At 71.9% G+C, this 19,131-nt stretch carries 18 protein-coding genes and 1 pseudogene; 1 reads left to right on the plus strand and 18 read right to left on the minus strand.

The window, feature by feature from the left end:
• From G3I53_RS13440 to pyrR, 14 genes and pseudogenes are all read right to left on the minus strand, one after another.
• Positions 1-653: pseudogene (locus G3I53_RS13440) on the minus strand (hypothetical protein); the annotation flags it as partial.
• 131 nt (positions 654-784) lie between these two features.
• Positions 785-1,993, minus strand: coding sequence for a methionine adenosyltransferase (gene metK / locus G3I53_RS13445; protein ID WP_164333580.1), 1,209 nt, complete (start codon positions 1,991-1,993; stop codon positions 785-787).
• A gap of 240 nt (positions 1,994-2,233) precedes the next feature.
• Positions 2,234-3,436 carry a bifunctional phosphopantothenoylcysteine decarboxylase/phosphopantothenate--cysteine ligase CoaBC gene (coaBC, locus tag G3I53_RS13450; RefSeq protein ID WP_164343104.1) on the minus strand — a complete coding sequence of 401 codons (1,203 nt, stop codon included), beginning with the start codon at positions 3,434-3,436 and terminating at the stop codon, positions 2,234-2,236.
• A gap of 109 nt (positions 3,437-3,545) precedes the next feature.
• Entirely contained in the window at positions 3,546-3,818 is a 273-nt protein-coding gene (gene rpoZ, locus G3I53_RS13455) for a DNA-directed RNA polymerase subunit omega (RefSeq protein ID WP_004933985.1), read from the minus strand.
• 62 nt (positions 3,819-3,880) lie between these two features.
• The gene (gmk, locus tag G3I53_RS13460) at positions 3,881-4,474 is read right to left on the minus strand and encodes a guanylate kinase (RefSeq protein WP_164338215.1); all 594 of its coding nucleotides are present in this window, start codon (positions 4,472-4,474) and stop codon (positions 3,881-3,883) included.
• A 37-nt stretch (positions 4,475-4,511) separates the two neighbouring features.
• A complete protein-coding gene (locus G3I53_RS13465) occupies positions 4,512-4,835 on the minus strand; it encodes an integration host factor (protein ID WP_003977346.1) in 324 nt (107 codons plus the stop codon).
• 256 nt (positions 4,836-5,091) lie between these two features.
• Positions 5,092-5,937, minus strand: a complete 846-nt coding sequence (pyrF, locus tag G3I53_RS13470; protein WP_164338214.1) for an orotidine-5'-phosphate decarboxylase — start codon at positions 5,935-5,937, stop codon at positions 5,092-5,094.
• Complete coding sequence (locus G3I53_RS13475) at positions 5,934-7,040, minus strand: quinone-dependent dihydroorotate dehydrogenase (RefSeq protein WP_164338213.1); 1,107 nt, start codon at positions 7,038-7,040, stop codon at positions 5,934-5,936. Before G3I53_RS13475 ends, pyrF begins: the two co-directional genes overlap by 4 nt.
• A gap of 68 nt (positions 7,041-7,108) precedes the next feature.
• Entirely contained in the window at positions 7,109-10,417 is a 3,309-nt protein-coding gene (carB, locus tag G3I53_RS13480) for a carbamoyl-phosphate synthase large subunit (RefSeq protein WP_164338212.1), read from the minus strand.
• Positions 10,410-11,552, minus strand: coding sequence for a glutamine-hydrolyzing carbamoyl-phosphate synthase small subunit (gene carA, locus G3I53_RS13485; protein WP_164338211.1), 1,143 nt, complete (start codon positions 11,550-11,552; stop codon positions 10,410-10,412). Before carA ends, carB begins: the two co-directional genes overlap by 8 nt.
• Positions 11,549-12,109, minus strand: a complete 561-nt coding sequence (locus tag G3I53_RS13490) for a hypothetical protein (RefSeq protein ID WP_164338210.1) — start codon at positions 12,107-12,109, stop codon at positions 11,549-11,551. Before G3I53_RS13490 ends, carA begins: the two co-directional genes overlap by 4 nt.
• Positions 12,106-13,392, minus strand: coding sequence for a dihydroorotase (locus G3I53_RS13495; RefSeq protein WP_164338209.1), 1,287 nt, complete (start codon positions 13,390-13,392; stop codon positions 12,106-12,108). The genes G3I53_RS13490 and G3I53_RS13495 overlap by 4 nt, the downstream gene beginning before the upstream one ends.
• A gap of 4 nt (positions 13,393-13,396) precedes the next feature.
• Positions 13,397-14,377 (minus strand): aspartate carbamoyltransferase catalytic subunit, encoded by a 981-nt coding sequence (locus G3I53_RS13500; protein WP_164338208.1) that lies wholly within the window; start codon positions 14,375-14,377, stop codon positions 13,397-13,399.
• A 119-nt stretch (positions 14,378-14,496) separates the two neighbouring features.
• Positions 14,497-15,066, minus strand: a complete 570-nt coding sequence (pyrR, locus tag G3I53_RS13505) for a bifunctional pyr operon transcriptional regulator/uracil phosphoribosyltransferase PyrR (RefSeq protein WP_164338207.1) — start codon at positions 15,064-15,066, stop codon at positions 14,497-14,499.
• A 276-nt stretch (positions 15,067-15,342) separates the two neighbouring features.
• On the opposite strand from pyrR, the gene bldD reads away from it, so the two are divergent.
• Positions 15,343-15,846, plus strand: coding sequence for a transcriptional regulator BldD (bldD, locus tag G3I53_RS13510; RefSeq protein ID WP_086170636.1), 504 nt, complete (start codon positions 15,343-15,345; stop codon positions 15,844-15,846).
• 290 nt (positions 15,847-16,136) lie between these two features.
• Here the strand turns inward: bldD and nusB are convergent, their stop codons facing one another.
• The 4 genes from nusB to G3I53_RS13530 all read right to left on the minus strand — a co-directional run.
• Positions 16,137-16,565, minus strand: coding sequence for a transcription antitermination factor NusB (gene nusB, locus G3I53_RS13515; protein WP_164338206.1), 429 nt, complete (start codon positions 16,563-16,565; stop codon positions 16,137-16,139).
• Positions 16,566-16,567: 2 nt separating this feature from the next.
• Entirely contained in the window at positions 16,568-17,134 is a 567-nt protein-coding gene (gene efp, locus G3I53_RS13520; protein WP_164338205.1) for an elongation factor P, read from the minus strand.
• 55 nt (positions 17,135-17,189) lie between these two features.
• Positions 17,190-18,296 (minus strand): aminopeptidase P family protein, encoded by a 1,107-nt coding sequence (locus G3I53_RS13525; RefSeq protein WP_164438377.1) that lies wholly within the window; start codon positions 18,294-18,296, stop codon positions 17,190-17,192.
• A gap of 144 nt (positions 18,297-18,440) precedes the next feature.
• Positions 18,441-19,131: AAA family ATPase (locus G3I53_RS13530; protein ID WP_239063859.1), on the minus strand; the 691-nt coding region annotated here is incomplete at its 5' end.

Here is a 19,131-nt window from a genome sequence, read left to right on the forward strand (position 1 = left end):
GGCAGCGCGTTCCACACGGCCCGTGGGGCGCCTCCGGCGGCCAGCGCCCGCAGGAACCCCGGCCCCTGCTCGTAGCGCGCCCAGGAGCCCGGCTCGGGCGCCTCGGGGGGCGGCAGCGGGTCGGGCGAGGGGCGCTTCTCGGCGCGGGCGTTGCGCGGGGGCACCGCGAGCTGGAGGACGTCGGCGACGCTGCCCGCGTAGCGGTCGGCGACGGCGCGGGCGAGAGAGAGCAGTTCCTCGCTGAGCACCGGTTCGGGCGAGACGACCTGGGCGAGCGCGGCGAGGGGCCCGGAGTAGTCGGACTCGGCGCGCCGCTCGACGAGGAACCCGTCGATCAGCCCGCCGCCCTCGCGCCGCCCGTCGCGCACCCGGTGCCGTCCGGCGCCGAACCGCACGCGGACCCGGACACCCGGCTGGGCGTCGGCGTCGAGTTCCTCGGGCACGGCGTAGTCGAAGTAGCGGTCGAGGTGGAGGACGCCCTTGTCGACGAGGACGCGGGCGACCGGCAGCTCGCCGGCCAGGGCGGCGCCCCGCCAGGTCCGCGGCTTGGCCCGGGGGACGCGCGCCGCGCGGACGGTCTCCCGGATGAGCGCGAGCTGCTCCGGCGGTGCGTCCCGCGCATCGCCGTCCGCCTGTCCGTTCTCGCTGCTCACGCTTGCATTCTTACCAAACGGCACCGACAGCCGGGCGCCCGCGGGCCGCCCCGCGAGGGCTCCGGCGGCGACGCGCGGGGCCCGGCACCCCGTCGGCGGGGTGCCGGGCCCTGGAGGACTGGAGGGCCGGACTACAGCCCGGCGGCCTTGCGCAGCTCGTCGACGCGGTCGGTGCGCTCCCAGGTGAAGTCGGGCAGCTCACGGCCGAAGTGGCCGTAGGCGGCGGTCTGGGAGTAGATCGGGCGGAGCAGGTTCAGGTCGCGGATGATCGCGGCCGGACGCAGGTCGAAGACCTCGTCGATGGCCCGCTCGATCCGGTCGGTGTCGACCTTGGCGGTGCCGAAGGTCTCCACGAACAGGCCGACCGGCTCCGCCTTGCCGATGGCGTACGCCACCTGGACCTCGCAGCGCGAGGCCAGACCGGCCGCCACCACGTTCTTCGCGACCCAGCGCATCGCGTACGCGGCCGAGCGGTCCACCTTGGACGGGTCCTTGCCGGAGAAGGCGCCGCCGCCGTGGCGGGCCATGCCGCCGTAGGTGTCGATGATGATCTTCCGGCCGGTGAGGCCGGCGTCGCCCATCGGACCGCCGATCTCGAAGCGTCCGGTGGGGTTGACCAGCAGACGGTAGTTCTCGGTGTCCAGCTTGATGCCCTCGTCGAGCAGCGCCTTCAGCTCCGGCTCCACGACGAACTCGCGGATGTCGGGGGCCAGCAGCGACTCCAGGTCGATGTCGCTGGCGTGCTGGGAGGAGACCACGACGGTGTCCAGCCGGACCGCCTTGTCGCCGTCGTACTCGATGGTGACCTGGGTCTTGCCGTCGGGGCGGAGGTAGGGGATCGTGCCGTTCTTGCGCACGTCGGACAGGCGCTTGGACAGGCGGTGGGCGAGGAAGACGGGCAGCGGCATCAGCGTCGGCGTCTCGTCCGTCGCGTAGCCGAACATCAGGCCCTGGTCGCCGGCGCCCTGCCGGTCCAGTTCGTCGTCGTCGCCCTCGACGCGGGTCTCGTAGGCCGTGTCGACGCCCTGCGCGATGTCCGGGGACTGCGCGCCGATGGACACCGAGACACCGCAGGAGGCACCGTCGAAGCCCTTCTTCGACGAGTCGTAGCCGATCTCGAGGATCTTGTTGCGGACCAGCGTCGCGATGTCCGCGTACGTCTTGGTCGTGACCTCACCGGCCACATGCACCAGACCGGTCGTGATCAGGGTCTCGACGGCGACGCGCGAGGTGGGGTCCTCACGCAGGAGGGCGTCGAGGATGGTGTCGCTGATCTGGTCAGCGATCTTGTCGGGGTGACCCTCGGTCACGGACTCCGAGGTGAACAGACGACGGGACACAATGCTCCCTGGGGTTGCAGCGGCTGCTGGCTGATCATTGGCGGACGGCGGGGGCTGCACCCGGCGCCGTCCGTCGGACAGTTTATCGGTCGCGCTCCGCCGCGGGCCTCCCTGTCTCGCCTCTCGGGAGCGCTGTGACCTGCGGCACGGGCATTCTGCCCGCAGCCGGGGGTCATTGACCAGAGGCGCCACGCCCGCGCACGGAGCGTTTCGGGTGACGTCGGGCCCGCCCGCGCGTCCTCAGGCGAGCCGGCCGGCGACCAGGTCCCAGACCGTGTCGGCCAGGGCTTCCTTGGGACCGTGCGGGACGGGTGTCTCGCTGCCGTCGGCGCCCAGCACCACGGCCTCGTTCTCCTCCGACCCGAAGGTGCGGCGCTCGCCCACCTCGTTGACGACGAGCAGGTCGCAGCCCTTGCGCTTGAGCTTGGCGCGGCCGTTGGCGAGGACGTCGTCGGTCTCGGCGGCGAAGCCGACGATCACCTGTCCGGGCCGGGCCCGGCCGGCGGCGATCTCCGCCAGTACGTCGGGGTTGCGGACCAGGGCGACCGGCTCGGGCTCCTGGCCGTCCTTCTTCTTGATCTTCCCGGCGGCGTAGGCGGCCGGGCGGAAGTCGGCGACGGCGGCCGCCATGACCACGGCGTCGGCGTCGGCGGCCGCCCGGATCACCGCCTCGCGCAGTTCCAGGGCCGTGCCGACGGGCACGACGTCGACCCCGGCCGGGTCCGGCAGGGCGGCGTTGGCGGCGACCAGGGTGACCCGGGCGCCCCGGGCGGCGGCGGTGCGGGCGAGGGCGTAGCCCTGCTTGCCGGAGGAGCGGTTGCCGAGGAAGCGGACGGGGTCCAGCGGCTCGCGGGTGCCTCCGGCGCTGACGACGACGTGGCGTCCGGCGAGGTCGGGTCCGGCGGTGCCGCGGGCGAGGACCCGGCGGCAGACCTCGAAGATCTCCGCGGGGTCGGGCAGCCGCCCCTTGCCGGTGTCGACGCCGGTGAGGCGGCCGACGGCCGGCTCGACGACGACGGCGCCGCGCGCGCGGAGGGTCGCCACGTTGTCCTGGGTGGCGGGGTGCTCCCACATCTCGGTGTGCATGGCGGGGGCGAAGACCACCGGGCAGCGGGCGGTGAGCAGGGTGTTGGTGAGCAGGTCGTCGGCCAGGCCGTGGGCGGCCCGGGCGAGCGTGTCGGCCGTGGCGGGGGCGACGACGACCAGGTCGGCCTGCTGGCCGATGCGGACGTGCGGCACCTCGTGGACGTCGTCCCACACCTCGGTGGACACCGGGTTCCCGGACAGGGCGGACCAGGTGGCGGCGCCGACGAAGTGCAGCGCGGAGGCGGTGGGCACGACGCGGACGTCGTGTCCCGACTCCGTCAGCCGCCGCAGCAGCTCGCACGCCTTGTAGGCGGCGATGCCGCCGCTGACGCCCAGGACGACCTTCGGCTTGTCCACCGTCACTCCCCGATCCGGAAAACGTACGACCCCATGACACACCACAGACCCGGCAGGCGGCCTGCCGGGTCTGCAGTGAGGTCAGCTGGACGCTGCACCTGGTGCTTGCTTACTGACCGGGGCCCTCGACGGCCTCGGAGGTCAGCAGTCCCGCGTTGATCTCGCGCAGCGCGATCGAGAGCGGCTTCTCGTGGACGTGCGTGTCGACGAGGGGACCGACGTACTCGAGGAGACCCTCACCGAGCTGCGAGTAGTACGCGTTGATCTGGCGGGCCCGCTTGGCCGCGTAGATCACGAGGCTGTACTTCGAGTCCGTGGCCTCGAGGAGCTCGTCGATCGGCGGGTTGATGATGCCCTCGGGCGCGGAGATGGAAGAGGACACGCTCTACCTTCCGATGGATGGGAAAGATGCTGTTCGGACGATCACTGAACGATCGCTCAGGATCACTCGACGTTCATCAAGGCTAGCAGCTCGCGGGCCACGTCCTCGACGGAGGTGTTGACCAGGGTCGTATCGAACTCCGGCTCCGCCGCCAGTTCCGTCTTCGCGGCCAGCAGACGGCGCTCGATCACCTCGGGCGACTCGGTGCCCCGGCCCGTGAGCCGGCGCACCAGCTCCTCCCACGAGGGAGGGGCCAGGAACACCAGCTGGGCCTCGGCCATGGTCTCGCGGATCTGCCGGGCGCCCTGGAGGTCGATCTCCAGCAGGACGGGCACGCCCGCCTCCAGGCGCTCCAGCACGGCCCCGCGGGGCGTGCCGTAGCGGTTACCGGCGAATTCGGCCCACTCCAGCAGGTCGCCGTTGGCGATCAGCTTGTCCATCTCCTCGTCGGTGACGAAGTAGTACTGGACGCCGTGCTGTTCGCCGGGGCGGGGCTTGCGGGTCGTCGCCGACACCGAGAGCCAGACCTCGGGGTGCTTCTTGCGCATATGGGCGACGACCGTGCTCTTGCCGACCCCGGAGGGGCCGGAGAGCACGGTCAGCCGCGGACGTGCGTCCGGGGGTTCGGGGGACGTCCCCCGGGGTGTTGCTGCCATACGGCGATTATTCCAGGAATCCCTCAGCGCCCGGGACTCAGGAGCCGGTGCTGCCGAACTCCCGCTCCAGGGACGCGATCTGGTTGGATCCGAGACCCCGCACGCGGCGGCTCTCGGAGATGCCCAGACGCTCCATGATCTGCTTGGCGCGGACTTTGCCGACGCCGGGCAGGGACTCGAGCAGGGCGGAGACCTTCATCTTGCCGATGACGTCGTTCTCCTGGCCCTGCTTGATGACCTCGTGGAGGGAGGCGCCGGAGTGCTTGAGTCGATTCTTGACCTCGGCCCGCTCCCGGCGAGCCGCGGCGGCCTTTTCGAGCGCGGCTGCGCGCTGTTCAGGGGTAAGGGGCGGAAGAGCCACGCCTACGTCACCTCGGATGTCGAACTGTCGGATACGGACCGGTGAGGAACCTAGTCGCCCCACACCTGGGGAGCCACGAGCAACACGCTAGCCCGTTCACTCTGCGTCGGAGACTAGCGGCCAACTCGGCCAGAGTCAGCGAGAACAGCGGAAAAGTCCAGGTCAGCCTTTGCAAGAGCCGACATAAAGGACATATTGCACGCGATTCGCGGGTGCATCCAGGCCACCGGCCTCCCGAGAACCCCTCGTCGGGCGCTCACGCCGAGGCCACCGCGGTCCTGATCTCCTCCGCGAACCGGTCCGCGGCGTCACGCAGAGCGACGACGTCGGCACCGTGGCGCAACACTCCCCGGCTGACGTTCGGCACGACGTTGCGCACCGCGCTGCCGAACACCGCCGGCAGGTCGGCGGCCGTGGCCCCCTGCGCGCCGATGCCGGGCGCGAGCAGCGGTCCGCCGATGTCCAGGTCGTACTCCGCGAGATCGCCGAGCGTGGCGCCGACCACCGCGCCGAAGGAGCCCAGCGGCTCCTCGCCCGCGTTCTCGGCCGCGAGGTGCCCCAGCACGGTGGCCGCGACGGTGCGTCCGTCGGCGCGCACCGCGTGCTGCACCTCGTGCCCCTCCGCATTGGACGTCAGCGCCAGTACGAACAGCCCGGTGCCGCTCTCCCGGGCCAGCGCGACGGCCGGGGCGAGCGAGCCGTAGCCCAGGTACGGGGAGACGGTGAGCGCGTCGGAGAACAGCGGGGCGTCCTTGTGCAGGAACGACTCGGCGTAGGCGGCCATGGTGGAGCCGATGTCGCCGCGCTTGGCGTCCATCACCACCAGCGCGCCGGCCTCCCGGGCCTCCCGCACCGTCCGTTCCAGCACGGCCACGCCCCGGGACCCGAAGCGCTCGAAGAACGCGCTCTGCGGCTTCAGCACGGCGACCCGGTCCGCGACCGCCTCGACGACGGTGCGGCTGAACCGCTCCAGGCCGGCGACGTCGTCGCCCAGGCCCCACTGGGCCAGCAGGGAGGCGTGCGGGTCGATGCCGACGCACAGCGGGCCGCGCGCGTCCATCGCCCGGCGCAGCCGCAGGCCGAAGGGGTCGAGTCCGCTCATGCCGTGCTCCTCACGTCGGCGCCCACCGCGTCGGCGAGCGTGGGGTACGGGCTGGTGCGCAGCCGGGCGGCCAGCCCCTTGTGCAGGTCCCGGCACCAGAAGGGGCCCCGGTAGACGAGCGCGCTGTAGCCCTGGACCAGGGTGGCGCCGGCCAGGATGCGCTGCCAGGCGTCCTCGGCGGTCTCGATGCCGCCGACGCCCACGAGGGTGATCCGGTCGCCCACACGCGCGTACAGCCGTCGCAGCACCTGGAGGGAGCGCTCCTTGAGCGGGGCGCCGGACAGGCCGCCGGTCTCCTGCACGAGCGTCTCGTCGGAGCGCAGGCCGAGCCCGTCGCGGGCGATGGTGGTGTTGGTGGCGATGATCCCGTCCAGGCCGAGCTCCACTGCCAGGTCGGCGACCGCGTCGACGTCGTCGTCGGCGAGGTCCGGCGCGATCTTGACCAGCAGCGGGACGCGGCGCGCGGGGACCGACCGGTCGGCGGCCTCGCGCACGGCGGTCAGCAGCGGGCGCAGGTGACCGACGGCCTGCAGGTCGCGCAGTCCGGGCGTGTTCGGTGAGGAGACGTTGACCACGAGGTAGTCGGCGTGCGGCGCCAGGCGCTCCGCCGACGTCACGTAGTCGGCGACCGCCTCCGCCTCGGGGACCACCTTGGTCTTGCCGATGTTGACCCCGACGACCGTGCGGAAGACGGGCGTGCGGGAGGCGAGGCGGGCGGCGACGGCCAGCGAGCCCTCGTTGTTGAAGCCCATGCGGTTGATCAGGGCCCGGTCGGGCACCAGCCGGAACAGCCGCTGCCGGGGGTTGCCGGACTGCGGCTGCCCGGTCACCGTGCCGATCTCGACGTGGTCGAAGCCGAGCATGGCCATGCCGTCGATGCCGACGGCGTTCTTGTCGAACCCGGCCGCGAGCCCCAGGGGGCTGTGCAGGCGCAGCCCGAGAGCCTCGGTGCGCAGTTCCCGGTGGCGGGGGGCCAGGACGGCGGCGACGAAGGTGCGCAGCACCGGCACGCTCGCCACCCGGCGGATCCAGCGGAAGGCGAGGTGGTGCGCCCGCTCCGGGTCCATCCGCTGGAAGAACAGGCGGAAGAAGAGGTCGTACATCGTCGAATGTGTCCCAGTGTCCTCATGAGGAGGGGGACACCTCGTCGACGGTGTCCCCCTGCTCGCTGCTAGTCGCGGGCCGCGGTCAGATGGTCCGCGTGTTCCTGGAGCGATCGGACGCCCACCTCGCCCCGGTGCAGGGCGTCGATGCCCTGCACGGCGGCGGCGAGCGCCTGCACGGTGGTCAGGCAGGGCACGGAGCGGGCCACCGCCGCCGTACGGATGTCGTAGCCGTCGAGGCGGCCGCCGGTGCCGTAGGGGGTGTTGACGATGAGGTCGACCTCGCCGTCGTGGATGAGCTGCACGATGGTCTTCTCGCCGTTCGGCCCGGTGCCCTCGGACTGCTTGCGCACCACCGTGGCGTTGATGCCGTTGCGCTTGAGGACCTCGGCGGTGCCGGAGGTGGCGAGCAGTTCGAAGCCGTGGGCGACCAGCTCGCGCGCCGGGAAGATCATCGACCGCTTGTCGCGGTTGGCGACCGAGATGAAGGCCCGGCCCTTGGTGGGCAGCGGCCCGTAGGCGCCCGCCTGCGACTTGGCGTAGGCCGTGCCGAAGACGGAGTCGATGCCCATGACCTCGCCGGTGGAGCGCATCTCCGGGCCGAGGACGGTGTCGACGCCGCGGCCGTGGATGTCCCGGAAGCGGGCCCAGGGCAGCACGGCCTCCTTGACGGAGATCGGCGCGTCCAGCGGCAGCTCGCCGCCGTCGCCGGAGGCCGGGAGCAGGCCCTCGGCGCGCAGTTCGGCGATGGTGGCGCCCAGCGAGATCCGCGCGGCGGCCTTGGCCAGCGGCACCGCGGTCGCCTTCGAGGTGAAGGGGACGGTGCGCGAGGCGCGCGGGTTGGCCTCCAGGACGTACAGGATGTCGCCGGAGAGGGCGAACTGGATGTTGATCAGACCGCGCACGCCGACCCCGCGGGCGATGCCCTCGGTGGAGGCGCGCAGCCGCTTGATGTCGAAGCCGCCGAGGGTGATCGGGGGCAGGGCGCACGCCGAGTCGCCGGAGTGGATGCCGGCCTCCTCGATGTGCTCCATGACGCCGCCGAGGTAGAGCTCCTCGCCGTCGTACAGCGCGTCCACGTCGATCTCTATGGCGTCGTCGAGGAAGCGGTCGACCAGCACCGGCCGGGAGGGGCTGATCTCCGTGGACTCGGCGATGTAGGACTCCAGCCGGGCCTCGTCGTAGACGATCTCCATGCCGCGTCCGCCGAGCACGTAGGACGGGCGGACCAGCACGGGGTAGCCGATCTCGTCGGCGATGGCCTTGGCCTCGGCGAAGGCGGTGGCGGTGCCGTGCTTGGGGGCGGGCAGGCCGGCCTCCTTCAGGACCCGGCCGAAGGCGCCGCGGTCCTCGGCGGCGTGGATGGCCTCCGGCGGGGTGCCGACGATGGGCACGCCGTTGTCCTTGAGCGCCTGGGCGAGGCCCAGCGGGGTCTGCCCGCCGAGCTGGACGACGACGCCCGCGACCGGGCCCGCCTGCTGCTCGGCGTGGACGATCTCCAGGACGTCCTCCAGGGTGAGCGGCTCGAAGTAGAGCCGGTCGGAGGTGTCGTAGTCGGTGGAGACGGTCTCCGGGTTGCAGTTGACCATCACGGTCTCGTACCCGGCGTCGGACAGCGCGAAGGAGGCGTGGACGCAGGAGTAGTCGAACTCGATGCCCTGGCCGATGCGGTTGGGGCCGGAGCCCAGGATGATGACGGCGGGCTTCTCGCGAGGCGCGACCTCGCTCTCCTCGTCGTAGGAGGAGTAGAAGTACGGGGTCTTCGCGGCGAACTCGGCGGCGCAGGTGTCGACCGTCTTGTAGACCGGGCGGATGCCGAGGATCTGGCGGACCTCGCGGACGACGTCCTCGCGCAGTCCGCGGATCTCGCCGATCTGCTGGTCGGAGAAGCCGTGCCGCTTGGCCTCGGCGAGCAGGTCGTGGGTCAGCTCGGGGGCCGCGGCCAGCTCGTCGGCGATCTCCTTGATGAGGAACAGCTGGTCGACGAACCACGGGTCGATCTTCGTGGCCTCGAAGACCTCCTCGGGCGTGGCGCCCGCGCGGATGGCCCCCATGACCGCGTTGATCCGGCCGTCGGTGGGGCGGACCGCCTCGCGCAGCAGCTCGGCCTTGTCGCCGGGCTCGCCGACGAAGGTGAACTGGCTGCCCTTCTTCTCCAGCGAGCGCAGCGCCTTCTGGAACGCCTCGGTGAAGTTGCGGCCGATGGCCATGGCCTCGCCGACCGACTTCATGGTGGTGGTGAGGGTGGAGTCGGCGCTGGGGAACTTCTCGAAGGCGAACCGGGGGGCCTTGACGACGACGTAGTCGAGGGTCGGCTCGAAGGAGGCCGGGGTCTCGCGCGTGATGTCGTTGGGGATCTCGTCGAGGGTGTAGCCGACGGCCAGCTTCGCGGCGATCTTGGCGATGGGGAAGCCGGTCGCCTTGGAGGCGAGCGCGGAGGAGCGGGAGACCCGGGGGTTCATCTCGATGACGATGATCCGCCCGTCCTCGGGGTTCACCGCGAACTGGATGTTGCAGCCGCCGGTGTCGACACCGACCTCGCGGATGACCGCGATGCCGATGTCCCGCAGGGTCTGGTACTCGCGGTCGGTGAGCGTCATCGCGGGCGCGACGGTGATGGAGTCGCCGGTGTGCACGCCCATGGGGTCGAAGTTCTCGATGGAGCAGACGACCACGACGTTGTCGTGCTTGTCGCGCATCAGCTCCAGCTCGTACTCCTTCCAGCCGAGGATGGACTCCTCCAGGAGCACCTCGGTGGTCGGCGAGAGGGTCAGGCCCTGGCCGGCGATGCGGCGCAGCTCGTCCTCGTCGTGGGCGAAGCCGGATCCGGCGCCGCCCATGGTGAAGGAGGGGCGGACCACGACCGGGTAGCCGCCGAGTTCCTCGACGCCCTTGAGGACGTCGTCCATGGAGTGGCAGATGTAGGAGCGGGCGGACTCGCCCTGCCCGATCTTGCGGCGGACCGCCTCGACGACCTCCTTGAACCGGTCGCGGTCCTCGCCCTTGTGGATCGCCTCCACGTTGGCGCCGATCAGTTCGACGCCGTACTTCTCCAGGACGCCGTTGTCGTGCAGGGCGATGGCCGTGTTGAGGGCCGTCTGGCCGCCCAGGGTGGGCAGCAGGGCGTCGGGCCGCTCCTTGGCGATGATCTTCTCGACGAAGTCCGGGGTGATCGGCTCGACGTAGGTGGCGTCGGCGATCTCCGGGTCGGTCATGATCGTCGCCGGGTTGGAGTTGACCAGGACGACGCGCAGGCCCTCGGCCTTGAGGACGCGGCACGCCTGGGTGCCGGAGTAGTCGAACTCGGCGGCCTGTCCGATGACGATCGGGCCGGAGCCGATGACCAGGACGGACCGGATATCGGAGCGCTTAGGCACGCTGGCCCTCCATCAGGGAGACGAAGCGGTCGAACAGGTACGCGGCGTCGTGCGGGCCCGCCGCCGCTTCGGGGTGGTACTGGACGCTGAAGGCGGGCCGGTCGAGCAGCCGCAGTCCTTCCACCACGTTGTCGTTGAGGCACACGTGGGACACCTCGGCGCGGCCGAACGGGGTGTCGGAGACCGTGTCGAGGGGGGCGTCGACGGCGAAGCCGTGGTTGTGCGAGGTGACCTCGACCTTGCCGGTCGCGCGGTCCTGCACCGGCTGGTTGATGCCGCGGTGGCCGTACTTCAGCTTGTAGGTGCCGAAGCCGAGGGCGCGGCCGAGGATCTGGTTGCCGAAGCAGATCCCGAACAGCGGGGTGCCGCGCTCCAGCACGCCCCGCATGACGGCGACCGCGTGGTCGGCGGTGGCGGGGTCGCCGGGGCCGTTGGAGAAGAACACCCCGTCGGGCTCGACGGCGTAGACGTCGTCGACGGTGGCGGTCGGGGGCAGGATGTGCACCTCGATGCCGCGCTGGGTCATGCGCTGGGCGGTCATGCCCTTGATGCCGAGGTCGATCGCGGCGACGGTGAACTTCTTCTCGCCCTCCGCGGGGACCACGTACGGCTCGGTGGTGGCGACCTCGCCGGCCAGGTCGGCGCCCTCCATCGCGGGCACCTCCCGGACCTGGGCGAGCAGCGCGGCGTCCTCGCGCACGGCGTCGCCGCTGAAGATGCCGACGCGCATGGCGCCCCGCTCGCGCAGGTGCCGGGTCAGGGCGCGGGTGTCGATGCCGCTGATGCCGACGATGCCCTGGGCGGCCAGTTCGTCGTCGAGGGTGCGGCGGGAGCGCCAGTTGGAGGGCACCCGGGCGGGGTCGCGCACCACGTAGCCGGCGACCCAGATGCGCTTCGACTCGGGGTCGTCGTCGTTGACGCCGGTGTTGCCGACGTGCGGGGCGGTCATCACGACGACCTGGCGGTGGTAGGACGGGTCGGTGAGGGTCTCCTGGTAGCCGGTCATGCCGGTGGAGAACACCGCTTCGCCGAAGGTCTCCCCCACCGCCCCGTAGGCGCGGCCGCGGAAGACCCGGCCGTCCTCCAGGACGAGTACGGCGGGAACCCTCGCGGTCCCCCTGGTGGAGGTTGTCATCGTGCGCCTTCCGTGGTGGAGATCATGTGGTTGAGGGCGTCGGCCCACTCGGTGTGCTCGGCCGCGCGGTCGGAGCGGAAGCCGGAGTCGATGAGCCGTTCGCCGTGGGCCCAGGTCACCACGAGCAGGCCGCCCTCGGTGAGGACCTTGCCGGCGATGCCCTTGTCGAGGCGGGCGCCGCGCAGGGCGGCGGCCGGGACGAAGAAGTCGCCGGCCCCGGGGCGGACGACGTCCACTCCCGCGTCGGTGAGCGTGAGCTCCGCCCGGCTGCGGGTGCCCAGGCCGCGGGCCACGATGCGGTCGAGCCACTGGCCGGCGGTGGTGGAGCCGTGGTAGCGGCCGCTCATCGTCAGCCGGGCGGGGCCGGGGTCGTCCGGCGCGGTCGGCAGCTCGGGCAGGTCGCCCTGGAGCGTGCCGCGCCACTTCCAGCCCTCGCGCATCAGCCAGTAGACGAAGACGACGAAGAGGGCGAGGCCGACCACCCAGCCGATGCGGGCGGCCCAGTCGGTCACTTCCGCCGATTCCTTCTCGGCGGCCAGCAGGAGTACAGGTGTCACGTGAGCTTCCCGTCGACGAGGGTGGCCTTGCCCCGGAGCCAGGTGTGGGTGACACGGCCCGGCAGCTCGCGGCCCTCGTAGGGGGTGTTGCGGCTGCGCGAGGCGAAGCCCGCGGGGTCCACGGATCCACGGTATGCCGTGTCGACGAGGGTGAGGTTGGCGGGCTCACCAGCCGAGACGGGACGGCCGTGGCCGGCGGCCCGCCCGATCCGGGCGGGCGCGAAGGACATCCGCTCGGCGACGCCGGCCCAGTCCAGCAGGCCGGTGTCGACCATGGTCTCCTGCACCACGGACAGCGCGGTCTCCAGGCCGACCATGCCCATGGCGGCGGCGGCCCACTCGCAGTCCTTGTCCTCGTGCGGGTGCGGGGCGTGGTCGGTGGCGACGATGTCGATGGTGCCGTCGGCCAGCGCCTCGCGCAGGGCGAGCACGTCCCGCTCGGTGCGCAGCGGCGGGTTGACCTTGTAGACCGGGTTGTAGGTGCGCACCAGCTCGTCGGTGAGGAGCAGGTGGTGCGGGGTGACCTCGGCGGTGACCCGGATGCCGCGGGCCTTGGCCCAGCGGACGATCTCGACGGAGCCGGCGGTCGACAGGTGGCAGATGTGGACGCGGGAGCCGACGTGGTCGGCGAGCAGCACGTCCCGGGCGATGATCGACTCCTCGGCGACGGCCGGCCAGCCGCCGAGCCCGAGTTCGGCGGAGACGACGCCCTCGTTCATCTCGGCGCCCTCGGTCAGGCGCGGCTCCTGGGCGTGCTGGGCGACGACGCCGTCGAACGCCTTCACGTACTCCAGGGCCCGGCGCATGATCACGGCGTCGTGGACGCACTTGCCGTCGTCGGAGAAGACGGTGACGCCGGCCGCGGACTCGTGCATCGCGCCCAGCTCGGCCAGCTTCTGCCCCTCCAGGCCGACGGTGACGGCGCCGACGGGCCGCACGTCGCAGTAGCCGTGCTCCTTGCCGAGCCGCCAGACCTGCTCGACGACGCCGGCGGTGTCGGCGACGGGGAAGGTGTTGGCCATGGCGAACACGGCGGTGTAGCCGCCGCTCGCCGCGGCCCGGGTGCCGGTGAGGACGGTCTCGGAGTCCTCGCGGCCGGGCTCGCGCAGGTGGGTGTGCAGGTCGACGAGGCCGGGCAGCAGCACCTTGCCGTCGGCCTCGACGACCTCGGCGCCCTCGGCGGACAGGCCGGTGCCGACCTCGGCGACGGTGCCGGCGTCGATCAGGACGTCCTGGGCTGTGCCGCCGAGCACCTTCGCACCGCGGATCAGGGTCTTGCTCATGGTCTTACTTCTCCTCGGTCGCGCGGGCGTGGGTGAGGGCGGGCTCGTTGCCGCCGAGCAGCAGGTAGAGGACGGCCATCCGGATGGAGACGCCGTTGGCGACCTGCTCCACGACGGTGCAGCGGTCGGAGTCGGCGACCTCGGCGGTGATCTCCATGCCGCGGACCATCGGGCCGGGGTGCATCACGATGGCGTGGTCGGGCATCTTGCGCATGCGGTCGCCGTCGAGGCCGTAGCGGCGGGAGTACTCACGCTCGGTGGGGAAGAACGCGTCGTTCATCCGCTCGCGCTGCACACGCAGCAGCATCACCGCGTCGGACTTGGTGAGCGTGGAGTCGAGGTCGTAGGAGACCTCGCAGGGCCAGGTCCCGACGCCGACCGGCAGCAGGGTGGGCGGGGCGACGAGGGTGACCTCGGCGCCGAGGGTGTGCAGCAGGTCGACGTTGGAGCGGGCGACCCTGCTGTGCAGGATGTCGCCGACCAGGGTGATGCGGCGTCCTTCGAGGTCCTTGCCGAGTCCGGCGTCGCGGCCGACCAGGCGGCGGCGCATGGTGAAGGCGTCCAGCAGGGCCTGGGTGGGGTGCTGGTGGGTGCCGTCGCCGGCGTTGACGACGGTGGCGTCGATCCATCCGGAGGTGGCCAGCCGGTAGGGGGCGCCGGAGGCGCTGTGCCGGATGACGACGGCGTCGACGCCCATGGCCTCCAGGGTCTGGGCGGTGTCCTTCAGGGACTCGCCCTTGGAGAGGCTGGATCCTTTGGCGGTGAAGTTGATGACGTCCGCGGACAGCCGCTTCTCGGCGGCCTCGAAGGAGATCCGGGTCCGGGTGGAGTCCTCGAAGAAGAGATTGACGACGGTGCGGCCGCGCAGGGTGGGGAGTTTCTTGATCGGCCGGTCGGCGACCCGGGCCATCTCCTCGGCGGTGTCGAGGATCAGGACGGCGTCGTCGCGGGAGAGGTCGGCGGCCGAGATGAGATGACGCTGCATCTGTCAGGCTCCGTAAGACAGTTCATGCGGAAAAAGCGGGAAAGTCAGGCGATCCGGGCAGCCGGGGGCGCGGGCGGGCGGCGTGCACCCGCACGCCCGCCGACGGGCGTGCCGAAGCGCTACTGGGTGGTCTGCTTGGCGCCGAGCAGCACGGTGTCGCGACCGTCCTCCTCGACGACCAGGACCTTGACCGTCTCCCGCAGCGACGTGGGGAGGTTCTTGCCGACGTAGTCGGCGCGGATGGGCAGTTCGCGGTGGCCGCGGTCGACGAGGACGGCGAGCTGCACCGCGCGCGGGCGCCCGATGTCGTTCAGCGCGTCGAGGGCGGCGCGGATGGTCCGGCCGGAGAAGAGCACGTCGTCGACGAGGACGACCAGGCGGCCGTCGATGCCGTCACCGGGGATCTCGGTGCGGGCCAGGGCACGCGGGGGGTGCATGCGCAGGTCGTCGCGGTACATGGTGATGTCGAGCGAGCCGACCGGGACCTTGCGCTCGGTGATCTGCTCCAGCTTGGCGGCGAGGCGCTGGGCGAGGAAGACGCCCCGCGTCGGGATGCCGAGGAGCACCACGTCGTCGGCGCCCTTGGCGCGTTCGACGATCTCGTGGGCGATGCGGGTCAGTACCCGCGCGATGTCGGGGCCTTCGAGAACGGGCCGCGCACCGGACTGTGTGTCCTGCTGTTCGTCCATGGGAAACGGACCTCCTTCTCCGCCTCACGGGACGGACCTTAAAGGACGTCGGATGTGCGGCCCCTACGCTACCAGGTGGCGGCCGGGGGCCGACGCGCCCCCCGATCACCCCCCGAATCACCCGATCGGAGCAGCCGATCTTGGTTACCACGGAAGAGTCGGGGTGGACCATTCGGCTTGACGGGCGAGAGTAACGCTGCGTAACCTCACAGTGAGTTACCAGCCGCGCGGCTTGGAAACCAGGCCGGACGCGTAGACACAGTGCCGGGGAGCTATATGTCCAGCGAATACGCCAAACAGCTCGGGGCCAAGCTCCGGGCGATCCGCACCCAGCAGGGCCTTTCCCTCCACGGTGTCGAGGAGAAGTCCCAGGGACGCTGGAAGGCGGTCGTGGTCGGGTCCTACGAGCGCGGTGACCGCGCCGTGACCGTGCAGCGCCTCGCGGAGCTGGCGGACTTCTACGGCGTGCCGGTGCAGGAGCTGCTGCCCGGCACGACCCCGGGCGGCGCCGCCGAGCCGCCGCCCAAGCTGGTCCTGGACCTGGAGCGGCTGGCCACGGTGCCGGCCGAGAAGGCGGGTCCCCTGCAGCGCTACGCGGCGACGATCCAGTCCCAGCGCGGCGACTACAACGGCAAGGTGCTCTCGATCCGCCAGGACGACCTGCGCACCCTCGCCGTCATCTACGACCAGTCGCCCTCGGTCCTCACGGAGCAGCTGATCAGCTGGGGCGTGCTGGACGCGGACGCGCGGCGCGCGGTCGCCACGCACGAGGAGAGCTGACCGCACCGCGGGTCGAGCAGAAACGTACCGCCGGGGTGGCGGGAACCTGTCGCAGGTTCCCGCCACCCCGGCGGTTTCCGTGTGCGGGGACGGTGCCCGCGCCGCCCCGGTGGGCGGGTGGGCAGGCGCGGAACGTCACCCGGACGCACCAACGCACCCGGCCGGGGCGCGGGCATGCGAACGGCCCGCGGCTCTTGCGGGCCGCGGGCCGTCGGTGGCTGGGCGGGCGGGCGCCCCGCGTGCGTCACGGGGCGTGCGCCTGGTCCCGGCGTTCCTGCTCCGCGCCGTTCCTACTCCCGGCGCAGCGAGGGCTTGAGCTCCTTCAGCCGGCCGAGCAGACCGTTGATGAACGACGGCGACTCTTCGGTGGAGAACTCCTTGGCCAGCTGCACCATTTCGTCGAGCACGACGGCGTCCGGCGTCTCGTCGACCCACAGCAGCTCGTAGGCACCGAGGCGCAGGATGCTGCGGTCGACGACGGGCATCCGGTCGAGCGTCCAGCCGACGGAGTACTGGGCGATGAGCTCGTCGATGCGCTGCGCGTGCTCCGCGTAGCCCTCGACCAGCTGCATCGTGTACTCGCTCACCGGCGGCTGCCGGGTGTCGGTCCGGGAGTGCCGGATCCAGTCCGCGAGGACCGTCAGGACGTCGGCACCGCGCTGGTCGCCCTCGAAGAGGATCTGGAAGGCGCGCTTGCGGGCCGTGTTGCGGGCAGCCACGGTTAGCCGTTCACCCGGCCGAGGTAGTCGCTGGTACGGGTGTCGACCTTGATCTTCTCGCCGGTGACGATGAAGAGCGGGACCTGGATCTGGTGGCCGGTCTCCAGCGTGGCGGGCTTGGTGCCGCCGGTGGAGCGGTCGCCCTGCACGCCCGGCTCGGTGTCCTGGACGGTCAGCTCGACGGCGGCGGGCAGCTCGACGAAGAGCACCTCGCCCTCGTGCGTGGCCACCGTGGCCTCGAAGCCCTCGACGAGGAAGTGGGCGGCGTCGCCGACCAGCTTCCGGTCGATGTGCAGCTGGTCGTAGGTCTCCATGTCCATGAAGACGAAGTAGTCGCCGTCCATGTAGGAGAACTGCATGTCGCGCTTGTCGACGGTGGCCGTATCGACCTTGACGCCGGCGTTGAAGGTCTTGTCGACGGTCTTGCCGGACAGCACGTTCTTCAGCTTGGTGCGGACGAAGGCCGGGCCCTTGCCGGGCTTGACGTGCTGGAACTCGACGACGGACCAGAGCTGGCCGCCTTCCAGCTTGAGCACCATGCCGTTCTTGAGGTCGTTCGTGGAAGCCACGTTGCGGAATCTCCTGGACTGACGTGAGACGACCCGGGGCAGGCACTCGGCGCGGCTACAGCGCGAGCAGCTCCTTGGTCGTGATGGTGAGTAGCTCGGGTCCGCCGTCCGCCTCGGGGCGTACGACGAGCGTGTCATCGATCCGGACACCGCCCCGCCCGGGGAGGTGGACCCCCGGTTCGACGGTGACCGGCACGCAAGCGTCCAGTTTACCCATGGCCGCCGGGCCCAACTGAGGGTCCTCGTCGATTTCGAGTCCGACGCCGTGACCGGTGAGCGCCGGAAGGGCCTGAGCGTACCCGGCCGAGTCCAGTACCTGCCGGGCGGCGTGGTCGACATCGCGGCAGGCGGCGCCGGGTACGAGGGACTCCCGGCCGGCCCGCTGGGCGGCGAAAACGAGGTCGTACAGCTCGATCTGCCAGGCCGCCGGAGCGGTGCCGATGACGAACGTACGGCCGATCTCGCAGCGGTATCCGCGGTAGGCGGCGCCGAGGCAGACGGAGAGGAAGTCGCCCTCCTCCACCCGGCGGTCGGTGGGCCGGTGTCCGCGCCGGCCGGCGTTCGGGCCGGTGGCGACCGAGGTGGGGAAGGCCGGGCCGTCGGCTCCGTGGTCGACGAGGCGGCGCTCCAGCTCCAGGGCGAGGTGCCGTTCGGTGCGGCCGACGAGGATGGACTCCAGCAGCTCGCCGAGGGCCTGGTCGGTGATCTCGGCGCCGATGCGCAGGCAGGAGATCTCCTCCTCGTCCTTGATCACGCGCAGCTGCTCGACGGCGCCGCCGACGTCGGCCAGGCGCAGGCCCGGAGCGACGGACCGCAGGGCGCGGTGCCGGGCGACGGTGAGGTGGTGCTCCTCGACCGCGAGGGAGTCGGCGCCCCCGGCGGCGGCGAGGCCGGTGGCGGCGACCGCGGGATCACCGGCGCCGCCGGACACCACGTGCCGGCGCAGCGCCTCGTCGGGCCGGGCGTGCGGGACCCGGTCGTCGGGCGGGCTGCCGCAGACCAGGAGGTCCTCGGCCGGGCCCAGCAGGAGCACGGCGCCCTCCGGCGCGGCACCCGCCAGGTAGCGCACGTTGGCGGGCCGGGAGACGAGCGCCGCCGCGCTGCCCCCGGCGTTGCAGCATTCCCTGAGCCGGGCCCTGCGGGCCGCGTACACCTCTGACATGACCCGAGCCTATGAGCGGTGGCCGGATGCCGCCGGTCGAGAGGGGCCGAGCGGGGGCCGCGGCGGCATGCCTCCAGGTGGGACGCACGCCGCCCGCGGCGACCGGGTGAAGGGGCCGCCGACACCCTCCCTACGGCCGCCGCGTCACCAGGCCGGGGGGCTGGCGAGCGACCGGGCGAGGACGTCGTCCAGCAGCTTGGCGGTCTCCGGGATGCCGAGCTGGGAGTTGTCGATGATGGGCAGTCCCGAGCCGTACCAGCCGGCCATGCGGCCGTGGATGCGGGCGACCTCCTCGTCGCTGAGGCGCCGGTTGCCGCTGCGTTCCGCGTTGCGCTCCAGGACGATGTCCAGGCCCGGCAGCAGGACGACCGGCAGCAGGCCGGGGCCCACGTGGCGCTTCCAGCCGCCGAGGCCGACGACGGGACGGTCGGGGAACACGGCGTCGTCGAGGATGCAGGAGATGCCGTTGGCGAGGAAGTTGCGGGCGGCGAAGCCGCAGGTGCGGCGGGCGAGGCGGTACTGCGCCTCGGAGTTGTCGTTCCAGCCGGTCTGCGGGTCGGCGAAGCCGGAGCGGACCCATTCGCGCACGTCGTCGAGGCTGATGTGCGCGGTCGGCATCCGGCGGTGGTCCGCCCAGTACTTGGCGACGCTGGTCTTGCCCGCCCCGGCGGGGCCTATGAGCAGGACCGCGATGGCCGTGCCCGACGGGTCGGGGGCGGCGGTCTGCGGTGCGGCGGGGACGGCGACGGGGCCGCCGGGCGGCAGCGGCACATGGCCCGTGGTGTCCGGCGGCGGCGCGACGGAGGCGTGCCGGGGGCCGGGGGCGTGGGGCGGG

Origin of the sequence: Streptomyces sp. SID14436 (genome assembly GCF_010548465.1) — a bacterium.
Taxonomy (GTDB): Bacteria; Actinomycetota; Actinomycetes; order Streptomycetales; family Streptomycetaceae; genus Streptomyces.